We start from the raw sequence: 15,924 nt of genomic DNA, 5'->3' as shown, positions 1-15,924 counted from the left end.
TCAAGACGACTCCAGGGTGCCACAAACAAAGCAGTACCCGGAGTTTACAAGAGTTAAATTACTTTGAGAGCAATAACCTTGGGGCTTACTTCCTGGCGTTTCACACCACCTTCGCCGTAGCGGGTCTGCACATAATCCAGCACAATCGCCTGAAAGGACTCACTAATCTGATCACCTTTCAAGGTAACGGTTTTTTCACCGTCTACATAAACAGGGCATACGGGAATCTCTCCCGTTCCCGGCAGAGAAATCCCCACATCAGCCAGCTTGGATTCACCCGGGCCATTTACCACACAACCCATCACGGCCACCGTCATGTCGGCCACACCCGGATACTGTAAGCGCCAAACCGGCATTTGCTCGCGCAAGAAAGACTGAATGCTGGAGGCTAACTCTTGGAATACGGTAGAAGAAGTACGGCCACAGCCCGGGCACGCAGTCACAAGCGGTGTAAACGAGCGTAACCCCATGGTTTGCAAAATTTCCTGCGCCACAATGATTTCGGTACAACGATCACCACCTGGCTCGGGCGTCAGTGAAATACGAATCGTATCGCCAATTCCTTCTTGCAAGAGCACAGACAATGCCGCAGTCGAAGCCACAATGCCTTTTGAGCCCATTCCCGCTTCGGTCAGCCCCAGATGCAAAGGATAATCACAGCGTGCAGCAAGCGAGCGGTAAACCGCGATCAGATCCTGCACATGGGACACTTTACAAGACAGTAAAATCTGATCCGGGCTTAAACCCCAGCTTATCGCCTGATCAGCCGACTCAAGCGCCGATACAATCAAGGCCTCACGCATCACCGCATCTGCAGGCAATGGCTTATCCAGCTTTGCATTGGCATCCATCAATTTAACAACCACAGATTGATCCAAAGACCCCCAGTTCACCCCGATACGAACCGGCTTTTTATACTTAACCGCCTGCTCGATCATAAACGCGTATTTTTCATCACGTTTACTGCCTTTACCCACATTACCCGGGTTGATCCGGTATTTAGCCAGAGCCTGAGCACAGTCAGGATAATCACGCAGCAGGCGATCACCATTAAAATGAAAATCCCCGACCAGAGGCACGTCACAGCCCATCGCATCCAGACTGGCACGAATTGTTGCTACTTGTGCAGCCGCCTCCGGGCTATTCACAGTAATACGAACTAATTCTGAACCGGCTTTCCACAACTCATACACCTGCTGTGTCGTTGCTGCAGCATCAGCCGTATCAGTATTGGTCATGGACTGCACCACAACCGGATGATCACTGCCAACCCAGACATTACCGACCTGAACCTGGCGTGTTTTACGGCGGGGAATTGAAATCGTTGTCATCGTCTACTTCAGCTCAAAGGGGTTTATTTCAACTCGAAAGTCGCTACATCGCCGCTAGTGTAAGTGGTTAAATCCACAATCTGGTTACGGAAAGTGAGTTTGGTATAGGGCGCATTACCAATTTTCAAACGATAAGGCGGAACACCGGATAAGCTTTTACTCATTCCGGGCTTCAATAACCCGCTCAGTAACTTAGCCCCGGTAGCATCCTGCACCTGCACCCAGGAATCCTGCTGAACGGCAATATTAATTTCCCCTGCCGCCACAACCGCCTGCGCCTCACTCGCTTTAAGCGCCACTGCAACGCTGGCAACAGGCTTGACCATGACCACAACGCTCGCCGAACTAGCCACCGGGATACTTACCGCACTGGCCGCCTTTTGCACGGGCACACTTGCAAAGAGGGCCTCAACCGGGCTTGCCGCCCGGGCTGCAGCTTCACTAGCCACATCCACCGCCTTGGGCTGCGGAGCCGTCACTAAAGCAACAAGCTCTGGCTGCACGGGTTGCTGCAGATACCAGACCACGCCTGCAGCCCCCACTGCGACACCAATGATGACCACCGCCCCCAGCAAAAAGGAATGAGCTTTTGCCCCCGACCCCAGCAAGACAGAAGTATCTTCATTCACGCGGGGCAAAGCGGCTTGCTGCCTTTCCTGCGGCAGGCAGTTTTCTAAATGCGCAAGAAGCGGAGCCATAGGCAAATCAAGAAAGCGAGCGTAATTACGCACAAAGCCGCGAACAAAGGTATTGCCTGGCAATTCATCAAAACGCTCGCTCTCTATTGCTTCAATCTGGCGAGGTGTCAGCTTTAACTGAGCTGAAACTTTATCAAGTGAATAACCCAGCTCAAGCCGGCGCGCCTTTAAAGCCGCACCAGCAGTAATGACAACACTCTGCTGCTCTGAAGAGGAATCAATTATCTCGGTCATACACGTCCGTTAATCAATCATAGGAGCCGCTGGATAAGCGGGCCATTTCTTGCGAATCGGGGAATTTCTTGCGTAATTGCTCTGCCAGTTTGTTTTCTGACTCTTTATTACCAGCCTGGTGCTCCAGCTGAATTCCCAGCCAAAGTAGTCCGGCGCTGCTTGGTGCCAGCCTTTGCAGCTCAGCATAATACCGCTTTGCCAGCACCAGATCTTTCGTATATATGCCGTATTCAACCAGCTTCGCTCTTGCCGCTAAATTATCCGGACGAACACGTAGCGCACGCTCAAAATAAATACGGGCATTGGCATCATCACCACTTTTTAAGGCACATTGCCCGGCGGCCAAAAGTGATTTATCGGGCGTGTTATAAAGCGCATTTTTTTGCGTAGCAAGCAAAAATTGAATCCCGTTCTGATATTGCCCTTTCTGACACAGATACCAGCCATAGTTATGGTTAATATCTGCATCATTTGGCGAGAGCTGCACAGCACGGGCAAACGACTGCCTTGCAGCTTCATCCTCACCTAATTCGGCATGAATCAAAGCCATCACATTATGTGCAGGTGCATAAAAAGCGTTAACAGCAAGTGCTTTATTGACTTCATCAACCGCAACCGCGTACTGCCCGCGTTTTAAATACTCGGCACCCAGTTGCGTTCGCAAAGAGGCTCTGTCCTCATCACCTACTGCAGCACCAGCAAAAGAAGTAGTAAACAAAGCTGCCATCATTACGAACACAGGTAATTTCATTAGAGATCGCCATTTTGAGGTTGAAAAATAATGACCTGAGCATCGCCCGCCAGTCGCTTTTCAGCACGGCGGGTCTTATCTAAAACTTGCCCTGCAAGCTGACCACAGGCAGCGTCAATATCATCACCGCGTGTTTTGCGCACCGTGGCCACATAACCCGCGTTAATCAAAATATCACGAAACCGCATGATGGCATCCCGTTGCGAGCGCTTATAGCCCGAATTAGGGAATGGATTAAACGGAATCAGATTAAATTTGCATGGCACATCACGGACCAGGGAGACTAATTCCCGCGCATTTTCCACGCTGTCATTAATACCGTCGAGCATGACATACTCAAAGGTAATGAAATCGCGCGGCGCTTTTTCCAGATAACGGGTACATGCTGCCAATAGCTGATGCAGCGGATATTTTTTATTAATAGGCACGATATCGTCACGGATTCTATCATTAGGCGCGTGTAAGGACACCGCTAATGCCACCGGACAATCTTCACGCAGGCGATCAATCGCCGGCACAATACCTGACGTAGAAAGCGTTACGCGCCGGCGGGACAAGCCGTAAGCATTGTCATCAAGCATCAGTTTCATGGCAGCCACCACATTATCGTAGTTAGCCAGCGGCTCACCCATGCCCATCATCACTACATTAGAGACAATGCGGGTATCCCCATTTCTATTATCTGCCAAACCCGCATCACCAAGGCGCGAAGCATCGAGCGACATACGACGATTAGCCCACCAAAGCTGACCAATAATTTCTGCAGTACTTAAATTACGATTAAATCCCTGACGCGCAGTAGAACAAAAACCACAGTCCAGAGCACAGCCCACCTGACTGGATACGCAAAGCGTACCGCGATCATCCTCGGGAATAAACACAGCTTCAACACCGTTACCCGTTCCTACATCCAGCAACCACTTGCGCGTGCCATCTTTAGCAATTTGCTCGGCCATCAGAGCGGGAGGCGTCACTGCCGCGTCCAAAACCAGTTTTTGCCGGAATGACTTGGCGATATCGGTCATCGCCTCAAAATCCGGCTCGCCGCGCTGATGAATCCATTTCATCAACTGCTTGGCGCGAAAAGGCTTCTCGCCATATTGCGCCATCAACCCGGCTAAACCCGCCGCATCATAATCCAACAAATTAACTGACATTACTCTTTACTCACTCAAAAAATCACTGCCACTACAGCTGCGAGGCATACCAGGTAAATAAATAAACTGCTCTAACATCACTAGCCCGGCACAGCACTCGCAACGTTTCTCTGCAATAGCCTGACAAACAGGCCTGTCAGACCATGAAGATCAGCGGCTGTAAACTTCGGATGAGGCAAAGAAGTAAGCAATTTCAATTGCCGCATTTTCAGCAGAATCAGAACCGTGCACTGCATTTGCATCAATAGAATCAGCGAAATCGGCACGAATTGTGCCAGCAGCGGCCTCCTTAGGGTTGGTAGCCCCCATCAGATCACGGTTTTTCAAAATAGCCCCTTCGCCTTCAAGCGCTTGAATCATGACCGGACCAGAGATCATAAAGTTCACAAGATCGTTAAAGAAAGGGCGGGCAGCGTGTACGGCATAGAAGCCTTCCGCTTCAGCACGGGACAGTTGTTTCATCTTGGCAGCAACAACCTTAAGACCTGCTGATTCGAAACGATCGTAAATCTTACCGATTACATTTTTAGCAACTGCATCAGGCTTAACAATAGAAAGTGTGCGTTCAATAGTCATGTATTTCTCCAGAGGGTGGTTCTAATAAGCAAAATATTTGCAGCGTAGAAAAAAGTCGGCTAGCCTGCTTGCAAATTACGCAAACTAGGCACGAGGCATTCAGTAAGCCCGAAAGCTTTTTTTATATATAAATTCAATCGGTAACAGGAAAAAAACTGGCCTTTATAACCTGGTTCCTAGCCCGTAGAAATTGGATTAGCCGGGCATTATAACAAACTCAACCGAAACCGGCTGATGAACTGGCCTTATTTAAAACCCAAGCCTTGTAAAAATAGTCAGCGGGCACCAAGAATAACTCAAGCGAAATCAAGCAATGAATGACGCACTCGACCCTATCTTGCAGCAAGAATCCCAACGCCGCCTAAAAGTTCAGCTAGCATGGCGGCTCGGCATTGCAGCCGCATTAATTATGCTGTCGCTCTTTGGCATTCACTGGCTGGACCAGCAAAGCGAACAGCCCCCTGTATTACACACACCCACCCCGCTCATTGCACCGGGCAATGAACCTGCACCAGTATTATTGCCACTCCCCACCAGCCCCCCGGCAGCCAGTGCCGCAATCGAAGCCAGCAGCGCAATCAATACACAACCGCCGATTACATCCAACGCCGCATCGGGCTTGATTGAAGGCGCAAAACACAGACTCTCCCCCACCCTCGCCCCAGCACCCACTCAAACCGGCACACCAACACTTAAGTTAGAGCCTGTCGCCGAGGCTTCTCCTGCCCCACAAAAGACAGCCCAAGGCACGCTACGCATTGCCGAGCCATCAGGCTACCGCACACCCGCCAGTGCAACTACTTCACAAAGGAGCGCAACACCTTATCCCTCAAGTACGGCAACCACTTCTACCCCTGCCAGCGCTACAGCCAGCACTCCGCCTTATCCTGCAGCGCAACACACAGCCAATGGCTTTACCGTGCAGGCCGGCGTTTTTTTACACGCCCCCAATGCCGGCAAATTACTCAGCCAGCTTAAAGCAGCGGGCATTCCTGCCTATGCAGAAACCCGCATACAAATCGGCCCGTTCAAAGACAAAGCCAGCGCCGATGCCGCCGCTGAAAAACTAAAACGAATGGGAATTGAGCCGATTGTGCGTGGCAATTAAATTAGCCACTTCAAACATACCGGCAACGGCGAAGTCTTACGGCAATTCGATCCTGCTACCGAAACCAGCCTTGTCCCTTTTTGCAACAGTAACCCGGCAATTGCCAGACCAATCCCCCAACTCGCACCAGTAAACTCAAACCCGCTTAAATGCAATCACATGATCAATTTCTAAGCGGATACCGATATCCTCGCCGACTGCATGGTTGTGGTGACTGGGCACCAGCGACAATACCTTCTGGCCCGATGGCAAAGCCAGAGTGTACAGAAACTGTGCACCACGAAAAGCCTTCGCCAGCACAGTAGCTTTTGTACTACTTGCATCATCATGCAATACATCATCAGGGCGAACCAGCACATCGGCAGTACACCCCAAGCAGCAATTCACGGGCATTGGGCCATCAATCACGCCCAACTCAATCTGCACTTTATCCCCCTCGGCGACCACACCGGGAAGAAACACACCTTCGCCAACAAAATTAGCCACAAAACGATCAAGCGGCCGGTGGTATAAATCGTAAGGCGTAGCCCACTGGCAGATTTTCCCCTCGGTCATCACTCCGATTTTATCAGCCACCGCAAAGGCCTCTCTTTGATCATGGGTCACTAAAATCGCTGTTATGCCTGCCGCCTTTAAAATGGCCCGCACCTCCTGCCCCAGCCTTTCGCGCAGCTCGACATCCAGATTTGAAAAAGGCTCGTCCAGCAACAAAAGCTGCGGACGCGGGGCCAGTGCGCGGGCGAGTGCCACTCGCTGCTGCTGTCCGCCGGATAATTCATGCGGATAGCGATGTTCAACATGCGCCAAACCAACCAGCTGCAAGGCTTCAGCCACACGCTTGCCCTGCTCGGCTTTGTTTTCTCCACGCAAGCCAAAAGCAATATTACCTGCCACCGTAAGATGAGGAAAAAGAGCGTAATCCTGAAATACCATACCAATCTGACGCTGCTCGGGCGGCAGCATTTTAACGGCGCTGCTGACTTGATAGCCTGCCAGCGTAATTTCACCAGCGGCTGGCTTTTCAAAACCCGCAATGGCACGCAAAACAGTGGTCTTCCCGCAGCCGGAAGCACCCAGCAAGCAACCAATCTCGCCCGCTTGCAGATGCAAAGATAAATTTTCCACCACGGCACGCCCGCCAAGGGCAATCGCAAGATCAGAGAGTTGCAGCATATCAATCCTTAAAAGAACCAAACCTAAGTTCTGTAGACACAAGAACACAGAGCACGAAAAGAGAGCACACAGAGAAAAACAAAGAAGGTTTCTTACAAGAAAAACTTACATCACACCTCGCACATATAAAGATCTTTCACTCTTTCGGTTTTCTCTGTGCCTACAGATATTTTTGACTTTTCACATTAATCCTCGGTTTTTCTGACCAGCAAAATCACCGGGATCAGCCCCATCAGCACAATAAAAAAACTCGGCAAGGCAGCACGCTCCCACATACCTTCCGAGGTCATTTCAAAAACGCGCACCGCCAAAGTATCCCAGCCAAAGGGGCGGGTCATCAGGGTAATCGGCATTTCTTTCATTACGTCAACAAAAGAAATCAGTAAGGCTGTCAGCAGGCCACCACGCAGTAGCGGCAGGTGCACGCACCTTAATACTTGCCTTGATGACAGGCCCAGGGATCGGGCTGCATCTTCCTGATTACGGGTGATCCGCTGCATGGCAGCATCAGCCGGTGCAAACGCAACCGCCATAAAACGTGCGGCCAGCGCCAGCAACATCACCGCTAAAGTACCTTTAAAAACTTGCGTAGTGGCAACACCAAAGTAAGCCAGAACAGGAATCAATAAATTATCCAGCCAGGCCACCGGAACAAACACCCCGACTGCCAGCACGGTCCCCGGCACGGCGTAGCCCAAAGTGGCAATGCGTACCAGCCAGCGCGTGTCGCTGTAACGACGCTGGGCGTACACCAGAATCAGGCTCAAACCGGTCACCAGCAACGCTGCCATCCCGCCAACTGCAATCGAGCGCAAAATAAACCACGGATAGCGCGCGTCAAAATCCGTCGCCCAGACACTTTTTACCCATACCAGCAACTGAACAAGAGGAATCACAAACGCAATCAGCAGCACGATACTGCACCAGAACAGCGCCAGATAGCGCTTCGCACCATATAAGACAATCCGCTCAGTCGATCCGCTGCGCACAGCATAGTGCCGGCGGCCACGCCCCCATTGCTCGGCCACGGCCAGTGCCAGCACAAACATCACCAAAATAGATGCCAGCTGTGACGCCGCAGCCAGATTAAATAAGGAGAACCACGATTGATAAATTGCAGTAGTAAAAGTGTCGTAATTGAAAATGGATACCGTACCAAAATCAGCCAGCGTTTCCATCAATACCAATAACACCCCACCGATCAGCCAGGGCCGCGCCATGGGCAAGGCCACCCTGAAAAATGCCGTGCGCCGCGACATGCCCAGCATTTGCGCGGCCTCTATGCTGCGTTTTCCCTGAGTTAAAAAGGCATTTCTAGCCAGTAAATACACATAGGGATAAAACGCCAAAGTGAGCACCAGAATTACGCCGCCCGTAGAGCGAATACGCGGAAACCAGGATGCGTCACCCATCCACTCCCGCAATAGTGTTTGCACTGGGCCAGTAAAATCCAGTAAACCAACCTGCACAAAAGCCAGTACGTAGGCGGGCATGGACAGCGGCAGCATCAGGCTCCAGGAAAAAAACCGCCGTAAGGGGAAATCGCAAACCGCAGTCAGCCAGGCTAAAGAAACACCAAGCAACAATACGCCCACGGACACACCCAGCATTAAAATGGCGGTATTTTTTAGTACGCGGGGTAAAACATATTCGGAAAGGTGCTGCCATATTTCCGGCTGTGGATACAAAAAAGAAGACAGCACCACCAGCAAAGGGATTAATGTCAGTAAAGCAATCGGTAGCGTGTAGAGCGATCCTTTAGAGAACCGTTTTTGCATCATGAAGGAAAACCTAAAGTGCTTTATGAATGCCGCTCGCGGGGGCGGCCAAACCGATAGAAAACAAAGGCTTTGTTTCCTAAGAGAAACGGGCAAGCCAGAAAATCTGCTTGCCCGTGCCGTATTATGAATTGAGTTACTATCGCTTACAAGGAGCAATTCCTATCCGTGAATTTACCGTCATTCAATTGTAACGCTTACGCCGCATAAACTTGCTAGCGATAACCTGCTCTATCCATCAAACGCACCGCAGTCGATTGCAGCTCTCCAGCTTTAGATACGTTAATTACATTGGATTTAAACGGGCCCCAGCCTGCAACCAGGGGTGATGCCTTAATTTTTGGATTGGCCGGGAACTCCATATCTTTATCTGCATAAAGGTTTTGCGCCTTGTCTGACGACAGCCATTCAAGCAACTTAACGGCGCCTGCCGGGTTTTTAGCATAGCGCGTCACCCCGGCGCCAGAAACATTCACGTGCACGCCTTCAGCCTGCTGGTTTGCCCAGAAAATGCTGACAGGTAAATTGGGCTGCGCCTCGATCAGGCGGCCAAAGTAGTAAGTATTGGCAATCCCCACCTCGCACTGCCCTGCTGCAATGGCTTTTAGCATGGCGGTGTCGTCCTGAAATACATCAGTTGCCAGATTATCTACCCAGCCACGCACAATTTTCTCGGTTTTAGGCTCGCCATACTGGGCAATCATCATGCCAACCAAAGACTGGTTGTACACTTTTTTGGAAGTACGCAAACACAACTTGCCTTTCCACTTTGGGTTAGCCAGGTCTTCATAGCTGGATAAATCGCTTGTTTTTACTTTGTTCTTATTAAAAAACATCGTCCGGGCACGCACCGACAGGCCATACCATTCGCCCTTAGGATCGCGTAAATGTGCGGGGATATTGTCGTTTAATGTATTGGATTGAATCGATTTCAACAGCCCCATTTTAGAAGCCTGCCACAAATTACCCGCATCCACCGTAATCAGGGCATCTGCCGATGTGTTTTGTGCTTCTGCACGCAAACGCTCAAGCAAAGGACCTTCTTTATCAGTCAGCAGCTTAACTTCAACACCGGTTTCTTTAGTAAACGCATCCAGCAAGGGCTTTAACAACTGCTCATTTCTCGCCGAATATAAAGTAACGCTTTCAGCATGAGCAAAGGAGGTGGCAGCAAGCAAAGAGGCAAACATAAGACGCTTCACGGGAATTCCTTATTTAATTTGAACAAACGTCACAGAGATTGGAAACCATTCTCAATACGACGCAAGAATGACACAGACTGCCCAAGAAAGAAAGCCCTAAGCCAGCGTAATCGTCATACCGGGCATGCACCACACCATCCCCGCCATTTTTACTTTTACGATGAGTACTGCATTCAAGCTGAGCGTCTTGGTCACTCCCTTACAAACAGCTAAAAACCCACCACCAGCAAAACACTAGATAAAGTTATTATTTTCTTATAGTAGAATCGGACCCGCATCAAAAAGCACCATGCTGTTTTAGCCATCATGCTATGGGAAAATTTTTGGCTGGACAATCATGTCAGTAAAGCTTAATTTATCGAAAATTAAGCCCACCCATGTCCTTATGAGCATATACGCTCAGCAAGTAACAACTCCCTATCCCGCATCTATTCGAGTCTCTACCATGCTCTGGTTTCGTAATATTCAGCTCTACCGTCTTAGCCCTGAACACGCCCTTTCGGCCGAATCAATTGCCGAGAGCCTGATTAAAAAGCCATTTTTTCCCTGTGGCAGCCATGATTTAATGAGCCAAGGCTGGATTCCACCTGCACCACATGTACCGGATGAATTTATTTTTGCCCGCCAGGAGATGGTTCTGGTGTGTTTAAAAACTGAAGAAAAAATCCTGCCCGCCGTAGTGGTCAAGCAAGAAGCAGAAGAACGTATCCGCCATATCGAAGAAGAAGAAGCACGCAAAGTTGGCCGTAAAGAAGCCAAGGATATTCGTGAACGCGTAGCCGAAGAGCTGCGCCCACGCGCCTTTACCCGTGTCAGCACGCACCGCGCCCTGATCGATTTAAAACTCAACCTGATTCTGGTCGATAGCGCCGCTGCCGCCAAAGCAGAAAATCTGCTGGTCAGCCTCAGAGACGCGCTGGGCAGCTTACCAACGCGCCTGATTCAAACACAAACCACCCCACAAACTGCCATGACCAGCTGGCTGGAAAACGAAGTCCCCGAGCCCTTCGAGCTGGATGCCGATTGCGAATTAAAATTCCCTGGGGACGATGGCGCAATTGCCCGCTTTGTTCGCCAAGATTTACATAGCGATGAAGTGAAGCAACATTTAGCCACCGGCAAACTGGTCAGCAAAATGGGTATGGCCTGGAATGAGCGGATTGCTTTTCAGCTGACAGAAAAGCTGGAAATCAAACGCATGAGCATGCTGGATGTGCTGCAAGATGAGCTAAAAGACGCTGATGTGGACACGCAAGATGCAATGTTTGAATCGAGCTTTGCGCTGGCCACCGGCGAATTACGCCAGTTTATCCCCGGGCTGATCACCGCGCTGGGTGAAGAGCTGGCCAGCTAAGCGTTTTGCCAGCATTCAAAATAAAATCGCCGCGCGCCCTAGCTCGGCGATTTTATTAAACCGTGCATGCCATTACCTAGCCTACTCCCCTAAAAATGCATCCCTTCAGGCAAAACCCTGAAAATCGAACGCAACACCATCTTCAGCCCTCTTTGCAGGGCAATCTAGGCCTGATTGATACCCCAACACCAAATCGTTGCTCCGTAGCTGGAGTCAGGAAAGTTAGGCATTAATTCGCCCTGCGCAAATTCGCAGCGGGAGGCGAACTGGGCGGTATCCGTGGCTGAGAATGGACTTTGCTCACACTATGTAGTGTGTTTCAGTCGATTAATCAGATCATGTATGATATTCATCGCCATGAACAAGGACCAACTACACATTGGGATATGATGACCCAAAACTGTTTTATTATCTCAAATTTAATTGAGTTCTAGAAACTTAAAAGGGAGCAAATTATGTTAAGGCTGATATTTTTATTAGCAATTTTTACACTTACAGGGTGTGCGTCAACAGGCCCTAAAGAAACAACAAACTATAGTGTCCCAGCACTAATTTATCACTCTATTAAAGAGGGTACTAATGCAGAAAAAACACCGGACTATTTTAGTTCATACTTTGGAAAGCCTGATCATATTTATAAACTTGGCACAGTAACTTATTATGACTGGAGGGAGCGTGATTGTCAGGTACTTATCGCGTTTAATTCTCAGACAATGCTAGCGCAACCGCTACATCATAATAAAACTGTTGGAGCCATATTTACAAAAAGCCCAACTGATGCTTATTTTACTAATTGTAATTTCTTTGTAAACGGCCCTAAAAGAGCTGTTCTTCTTGGCTATCGCAACGCCCCTGCATATCAGGGAAAATTAAGCACCAGAGGTAATAGGCTAGGGGATAATTGGCAATATTGGGTTGGCAAAAGCCCAAATGATTTAATAAAAAGCTGGGGAGTTCCTAGTAGATCTATGAAAGTAGGTTCAGAGACAATTCTTCAGTATGATGATTACTCTGGTTATTATGCTAACTGTCAGAAAAAATTCTTTGTATCAAAAGGAGTTATTACAGAATTTAATTACTCTGGCTGTAGTGAACCTCCACAATACACCGTTTTTTATCCAGTAGATCATCCTATTCCTGGAAAGCAATAACAAAAAGAAAGAGGGACCATGTCTAAATTTGTTTAATACCTATATTGGCCATATTTTGAGCCCGTAACTAAGACTGTGTAAATTCCTTTAATTGGTCAACCTCTTTCTGAAGAAAATGCATATCAGGCGCCACAATGGATTGCCAAAAATCGTTTTTTTATAGAATTTGATGGACCACTGAGCGGACACCAGTAATTCCAAAGACGTTTACACAGAAATATTTACAGGCGCAAGAAAAAAATATTTACTTTAAAAACACGTAGTTAAATCACACCAAGCAAGTATGCTTATATCAAAACATGACAAAAACTTTAATAAACATCAACCATCTACTTTCCATAACTATTTTCCTCACTTTTCATTAGTTAATAATCCAGAAAACCTATTCAAGCTATTTCTAATAACTCAGCAGTGAGTTTTACCCTCCCATGGCATTAACCCGAAAAAATCTTTAAATGCCAGATCTCTTAAAACCCCAAAAAAAATAACTTTTTCATCAACGCGAGCTTAAGCACCCTTGCGATAACCCCTCACTGCGTTGTTCATCATGAACTGTGTAGCATGGATAGCTTCCTCAAGCCCAAGTTGATTTTAATGAATAAGCCACTCATCACAACACTCATTGTCTTTCTGATTGCCCCCGCATGGGCCAAGCAACCGGTAGCTACAGGTTATGGCGGCGCTGTAGCCACCATCTCGGATCCGGCCAGCAAGGCCGCCATGCGTATTCTGGATGCTGGTGGCAATGCCATTGATGCCAGCGTTGCTGCAGCCGCTGCGCTTGGCGTCACAGACCCATTTAGCTGTGGTATTGGCGGTGGCGGCTTTATGCTGATTTATTCAGCCAAAGACAAAAAAATTATCAGCATCGATTCACGCGAAACTGCCCCCGCCTATTTTAACCCTCAAATTTATCAAAAAGAGGGCAAAGATATGGAATGGAACGATGTGGTACCAAGCGGTATTTCAGTGGGCGTACCCGGCACAGTGCGCGGCTGGCATGAGGCATTAACACGTTATGGCTCGATGAATATGGCCCAGGTGTTGCAACCGGCCATTCAGATAGCAGAGAGCGGCTTTAAAGTGGACGCCAACTTTTACCGGATCAATAAAGTGAACGAAGCTAAATTTGCCCGCTTCAGCTCCAGCTCGGCTCTTTATTTAAAAGATGGTAAAGCCTTAGAGCTTGGCACGCATTTCCGCAACCCCGATCTGGCCGCCACTTATCGCGCCCTGGGCAAAGGCGGAGTAAAGGCATTTTATGAAGGAGCACTTGCCAGACAAATCATGCAGGCCGTTAATCAGCCCCCTGTTCAGCCAGGTGTATCTGTACTAACCGGGCAAATGAGCCTGGCCGATTTAAAAGACTATGAAGCACGCCTGCGCCAGCCGATTCATTCTACCTACCGTGGCCTTGATTTATATGGCATGGCAATGCCTTCATCAGGCGGGATAGCGGTCGCAGAAGCTTTGAATATTCTGGAAGGTTTTGATCTTAAATCCATGCCGCGCGAACAAGTCGAGCACCTGTATATAGAGGCGGTTAAACTCGCCTTTGCTGATCGCAACGCCTATGTGGCCGACGGGGAATATACTGATGTACCCAAAACTGGCCTGCTATCTAAAATCTACGCCGCAGAGCGTGCCAAGCTGATCGACATGAAACAAAGCCATGGCAAGGCCAGCGAGGGCGATCCGTTTTTATTCCAGGATAATCAACACCGGCCGCTACCCGCTAAAGTCAGCCTCATTACCGAGCCAGCACACACCACACACCTGACAGTCAGTGACAAGGAAGGCAATATTGTTGCCTACACCTTTACCATCGAAGACTGGGGCGGCAGCGGCATTGTAGTACCAGGCAAGGGTTTTTTGCTCAACAATGAAATGACCGATTTTAACTTCAAAGGCCCGCACCCCAATGTGCCCGAAGCAGGCAAACGCCCGCGCTCCAGCATGTCGCCTACCCTTGCCTTTAAAAATGGCAAACCCGTGTTCAGCATTGGCTCACCTGGCGGTTCAACCATTATCACCACCGTTTTGCAAACCATCGTGAATCATGTCGACCTTGGCATGCCACTGGGTGATGCATTAGCGGCACCGCGCCTGAGCCAAAGAAATGGCGATAAAACCCAGGTAGAAACGCTATTGAAATTTGTAGGCAGCCCGCAAGCCAAAGCGCTGGAGCAATTCGGACATCAATGGAGCGAAACGGACCAGATTGGCGCCGCAAATGGCCTGCAGTTTAATAGCGATGGCAGCACCACGGCCGTAAGCGAACCACTGCGCCACGGCGGCGGCAGCGCTATCGTACAAAGACCACAGTAATTTAAACTCAGCCGCAAAGTGGGGCATTGATATGAGATAAGGTACAAAGCCTTACCGCCACCCTACAGCGGCTGAATATCCAGCTTGGCAAACAGACGGCGATCCCGACTCACATCGGGATTGCCCGTAGTCAATAATTTATCGCCATAAAAGATCGAATTAGCACCCGCCATAAAACACAACGCCTGCATAGCCTCCGGCATTTGCTGGCGGCCAGCGGACAGACGTACAAAAGATTTAGGCATGGTAATACGTGCCACAGCAATCATGCGCACAAACTCTGTCCAATCAATCGCTTCACCTTCTTCCAGCGGCGTGCCTTCAATTTTTACCAGATTATTAATCGGCACCGAATCGGGCTGCGGTTCCAGATTAGCCAGCTGGGCGATCAGGCCGATACGGTCCCGCCTGGTTTCGCCCAGGCCCACAATCCCGCCGCTACACACACTCAGGCCCGCTTTACGCACCTTGCCCAGCGTATCCAGCCGATCCTGATAACTATGACTAGTCACGATATTTGCATAATTCTCTGGTGAGGTATCTAGATTATGGTTGTAGTAATCCAGACCTGAATCACGTAACTCTTCGGCCTGACCCTCTTTTAGCATCCCAAAAGTAGCGCACGTTTCCATGCCCAGCGCTTTCACGCCTGCTATCATTTTCTTAACTTCAGCTAAATCTTTAGTCTTGGGGCCGCGCCACGCAGCACCCATACAAAAACGTGATGCACCGTTCTCTTTGGCAATGCGGGCCGCATCAATCACTTCATCCGCATTCATCAACGCTGCTTTTTCAAGACCCGTGTCATGGCGTGCCGATTGCGAGCAATAGCCGCAGTCTTCCGAACAGCCACCAGTTTTGACCGACAGCAAGGTTGAAAGCTGTACTTTATTAGCATCAAAATACTGACGATGCACGGTCTGGGCGCGAAATACCAGATCATTAAAAGGCAGCTCAAACAACTCGGCCACCGCATCAAGCGAGTAAGCACCACTTTCCGGGTGAGGTGTTAAACGCTTAAATTCAACGGTATGGGCTTGGGTTTCTTGAGGCATCGTCATGGGCGTAGACATCCAAAGGTAG

Annotated in this window: 13 protein-coding genes; 4 read left to right on the top strand and 9 right to left on the bottom strand. The window is 49.3% G+C overall.

Annotated elements, in window-relative coordinates; all coding sequences use genetic code 11:
• Positions 1-53: 53 nt before the first annotated feature.
• The 5 genes from ispG to ndk form a co-directional block, all read right to left on the bottom strand.
• Complete coding sequence (ispG, locus tag EJO50_RS05750) at positions 54-1,331, bottom strand: flavodoxin-dependent (E)-4-hydroxy-3-methylbut-2-enyl-diphosphate synthase (RefSeq protein WP_125972306.1); 1,278 nt, start codon at positions 1,329-1,331, stop codon at positions 54-56.
• A gap of 23 nt (positions 1,332-1,354) precedes the next feature.
• A complete protein-coding gene (locus EJO50_RS05745) occupies positions 1,355-2,263 on the bottom strand; it encodes a RodZ domain-containing protein (protein ID WP_125972304.1) in 909 nt (302 codons plus the stop codon).
• Between the two features lie 13 nt (positions 2,264-2,276).
• Complete coding sequence (gene pilW, locus EJO50_RS05740) at positions 2,277-3,014, bottom strand: type IV pilus biogenesis/stability protein PilW (RefSeq protein ID WP_125972302.1); 738 nt, start codon at positions 3,012-3,014, stop codon at positions 2,277-2,279.
• Positions 3,014-4,171 carry a dual-specificity RNA methyltransferase RlmN gene (rlmN, locus tag EJO50_RS05735; protein WP_125972300.1) on the bottom strand — a complete coding sequence of 386 codons (1,158 nt, stop codon included), beginning with the start codon at positions 4,169-4,171 and terminating at the stop codon, positions 3,014-3,016. The genes pilW and rlmN overlap by 1 nt, the downstream gene beginning before the upstream one ends.
• Positions 4,172-4,321: 150 nt before the next feature.
• Positions 4,322-4,747, bottom strand: a complete 426-nt coding sequence (gene ndk, locus EJO50_RS05730; RefSeq protein ID WP_046349887.1) for a nucleoside-diphosphate kinase — start codon at positions 4,745-4,747, stop codon at positions 4,322-4,324.
• Between the two features lie 313 nt (positions 4,748-5,060).
• Between ndk and EJO50_RS05725 the strand changes: the two genes are divergently transcribed.
• The gene (locus EJO50_RS05725) at positions 5,061-5,855 is read left to right on the top strand and encodes an SPOR domain-containing protein (RefSeq protein ID WP_125972298.1); all 795 of its coding nucleotides are present in this window, start codon (positions 5,061-5,063) and stop codon (positions 5,853-5,855) included.
• 135 nt (positions 5,856-5,990) lie between these two features.
• Here EJO50_RS05725 and EJO50_RS05720 read toward each other — a convergent pair whose 3' ends face one another.
• The 3 genes from EJO50_RS05720 to EJO50_RS05710 all read right to left on the bottom strand — a co-directional run bounded on the left by EJO50_RS05720 (position 5,991) and on the right by EJO50_RS05710 (position 9,996).
• Positions 5,991-7,028 (bottom strand): ABC transporter ATP-binding protein, encoded by a 1,038-nt coding sequence (locus EJO50_RS05720; RefSeq protein WP_206434461.1) that lies wholly within the window; start codon positions 7,026-7,028, stop codon positions 5,991-5,993.
• 185 nt (positions 7,029-7,213) lie between these two features.
• Positions 7,214-8,809, bottom strand: a complete 1,596-nt coding sequence (locus EJO50_RS05715; protein ID WP_233702179.1) for an ABC transporter permease — start codon at positions 8,807-8,809, stop codon at positions 7,214-7,216.
• Positions 8,810-9,021: 212 nt separating this feature from the next.
• On the bottom strand, positions 9,022-9,996 hold the full coding sequence (locus EJO50_RS05710) for an extracellular solute-binding protein (protein ID WP_125976318.1): 975 nt from the start codon (positions 9,994-9,996) through the stop codon (positions 9,022-9,024).
• Between the two features lie 397 nt (positions 9,997-10,393).
• Here EJO50_RS05710 and EJO50_RS05705 point away from each other — a divergent pair, with 397 nt between their 5' ends.
• From EJO50_RS05705 to ggt, 3 genes are all read left to right on the top strand, one after another.
• Entirely contained in the window at positions 10,394-11,362 is a 969-nt protein-coding gene (locus EJO50_RS05705) for a recombination-associated protein RdgC (protein ID WP_206434460.1), read from the top strand.
• A gap of 455 nt (positions 11,363-11,817) precedes the next feature.
• Positions 11,818-12,513, top strand: coding sequence for a hypothetical protein (locus EJO50_RS05700; RefSeq protein WP_125972296.1), 696 nt, complete (start codon positions 11,818-11,820; stop codon positions 12,511-12,513).
• Positions 12,514-13,107: 594 nt separating this feature from the next.
• Positions 13,108-14,841 carry a gamma-glutamyltransferase gene (gene ggt / locus EJO50_RS05695; RefSeq protein ID WP_125972294.1) on the top strand — a complete coding sequence of 578 codons (1,734 nt, stop codon included), beginning with the start codon at positions 13,108-13,110 and terminating at the stop codon, positions 14,839-14,841.
• 62 nt (positions 14,842-14,903) lie between these two features.
• Here ggt and bioB read toward each other — a convergent pair whose 3' ends face one another.
• Positions 14,904-15,896, bottom strand: coding sequence for a biotin synthase BioB (gene bioB, locus EJO50_RS05690; protein WP_125976314.1), 993 nt, complete (start codon positions 15,894-15,896; stop codon positions 14,904-14,906).
• Positions 15,897-15,924 lie beyond the last annotated feature (28 nt).

It is taken from the genome of Iodobacter ciconiae (assembly GCF_003952345.1).
GTDB lineage: Bacteria > Pseudomonadota > Gammaproteobacteria > Burkholderiales > Chitinibacteraceae > Iodobacter > Iodobacter ciconiae.
Note: the sequence above shows the minus strand (reverse complement) of the source record. Positions and strands in the feature narration are given on the sequence as shown.

Bases quoted from the DNA above. Each gene is read 5' to 3' on its own strand.
- ispG (WP_125972306.1), bottom strand. From the start codon at position 1,331: ATGACAACGATTTCAATTCCCCGCCGTAAAACACGCCAGGTTCAGGTC.
- EJO50_RS05745 (WP_125972304.1), bottom strand. From the start codon at position 2,263: ATGACCGAGATAATTGATTCCTCTTCAGAGCAGCAGAGTGTTGTCATT.
- pilW (WP_125972302.1), bottom strand. From the start codon at position 3,014: ATGAAATTACCTGTGTTCGTAATGATGGCAGCTTTGTTTACTACTTCT.
- rlmN (WP_125972300.1), bottom strand. From the start codon at position 4,171: ATGTCAGTTAATTTGTTGGATTATGATGCGGCGGGTTTAGCCGGGTTG.
- ndk (WP_046349887.1), bottom strand. From the start codon at position 4,747: ATGACTATTGAACGCACACTTTCTATTGTTAAGCCTGATGCAGTTGCT.
- EJO50_RS05725 (WP_125972298.1), top strand. From the start codon at position 5,061: ATGAATGACGCACTCGACCCTATCTTGCAGCAAGAATCCCAACGCCGC.
- EJO50_RS05720 (WP_206434461.1), bottom strand. From the start codon at position 7,028: ATGCTGCAACTCTCTGATCTTGCGATTGCCCTTGGCGGGCGTGCCGTG.
- EJO50_RS05715 (WP_233702179.1), bottom strand. From the start codon at position 8,809: ATGATGCAAAAACGGTTCTCTAAAGGATCGCTCTACACGCTACCGATT.
- EJO50_RS05710 (WP_125976318.1), bottom strand. From the start codon at position 9,996: ATGTTTGCCTCTTTGCTTGCTGCCACCTCCTTTGCTCATGCTGAAAGC.
- EJO50_RS05705 (WP_206434460.1), top strand. From the start codon at position 10,394: ATGAGCATATACGCTCAGCAAGTAACAACTCCCTATCCCGCATCTATT.
- EJO50_RS05700 (WP_125972296.1), top strand. From the start codon at position 11,818: ATGTTAAGGCTGATATTTTTATTAGCAATTTTTACACTTACAGGGTGT.
- ggt (WP_125972294.1), top strand. From the start codon at position 13,108: ATGAATAAGCCACTCATCACAACACTCATTGTCTTTCTGATTGCCCCC.
- bioB (WP_125976314.1), bottom strand. From the start codon at position 15,896: ATGCCTCAAGAAACCCAAGCCCATACCGTTGAATTTAAGCGTTTAACA.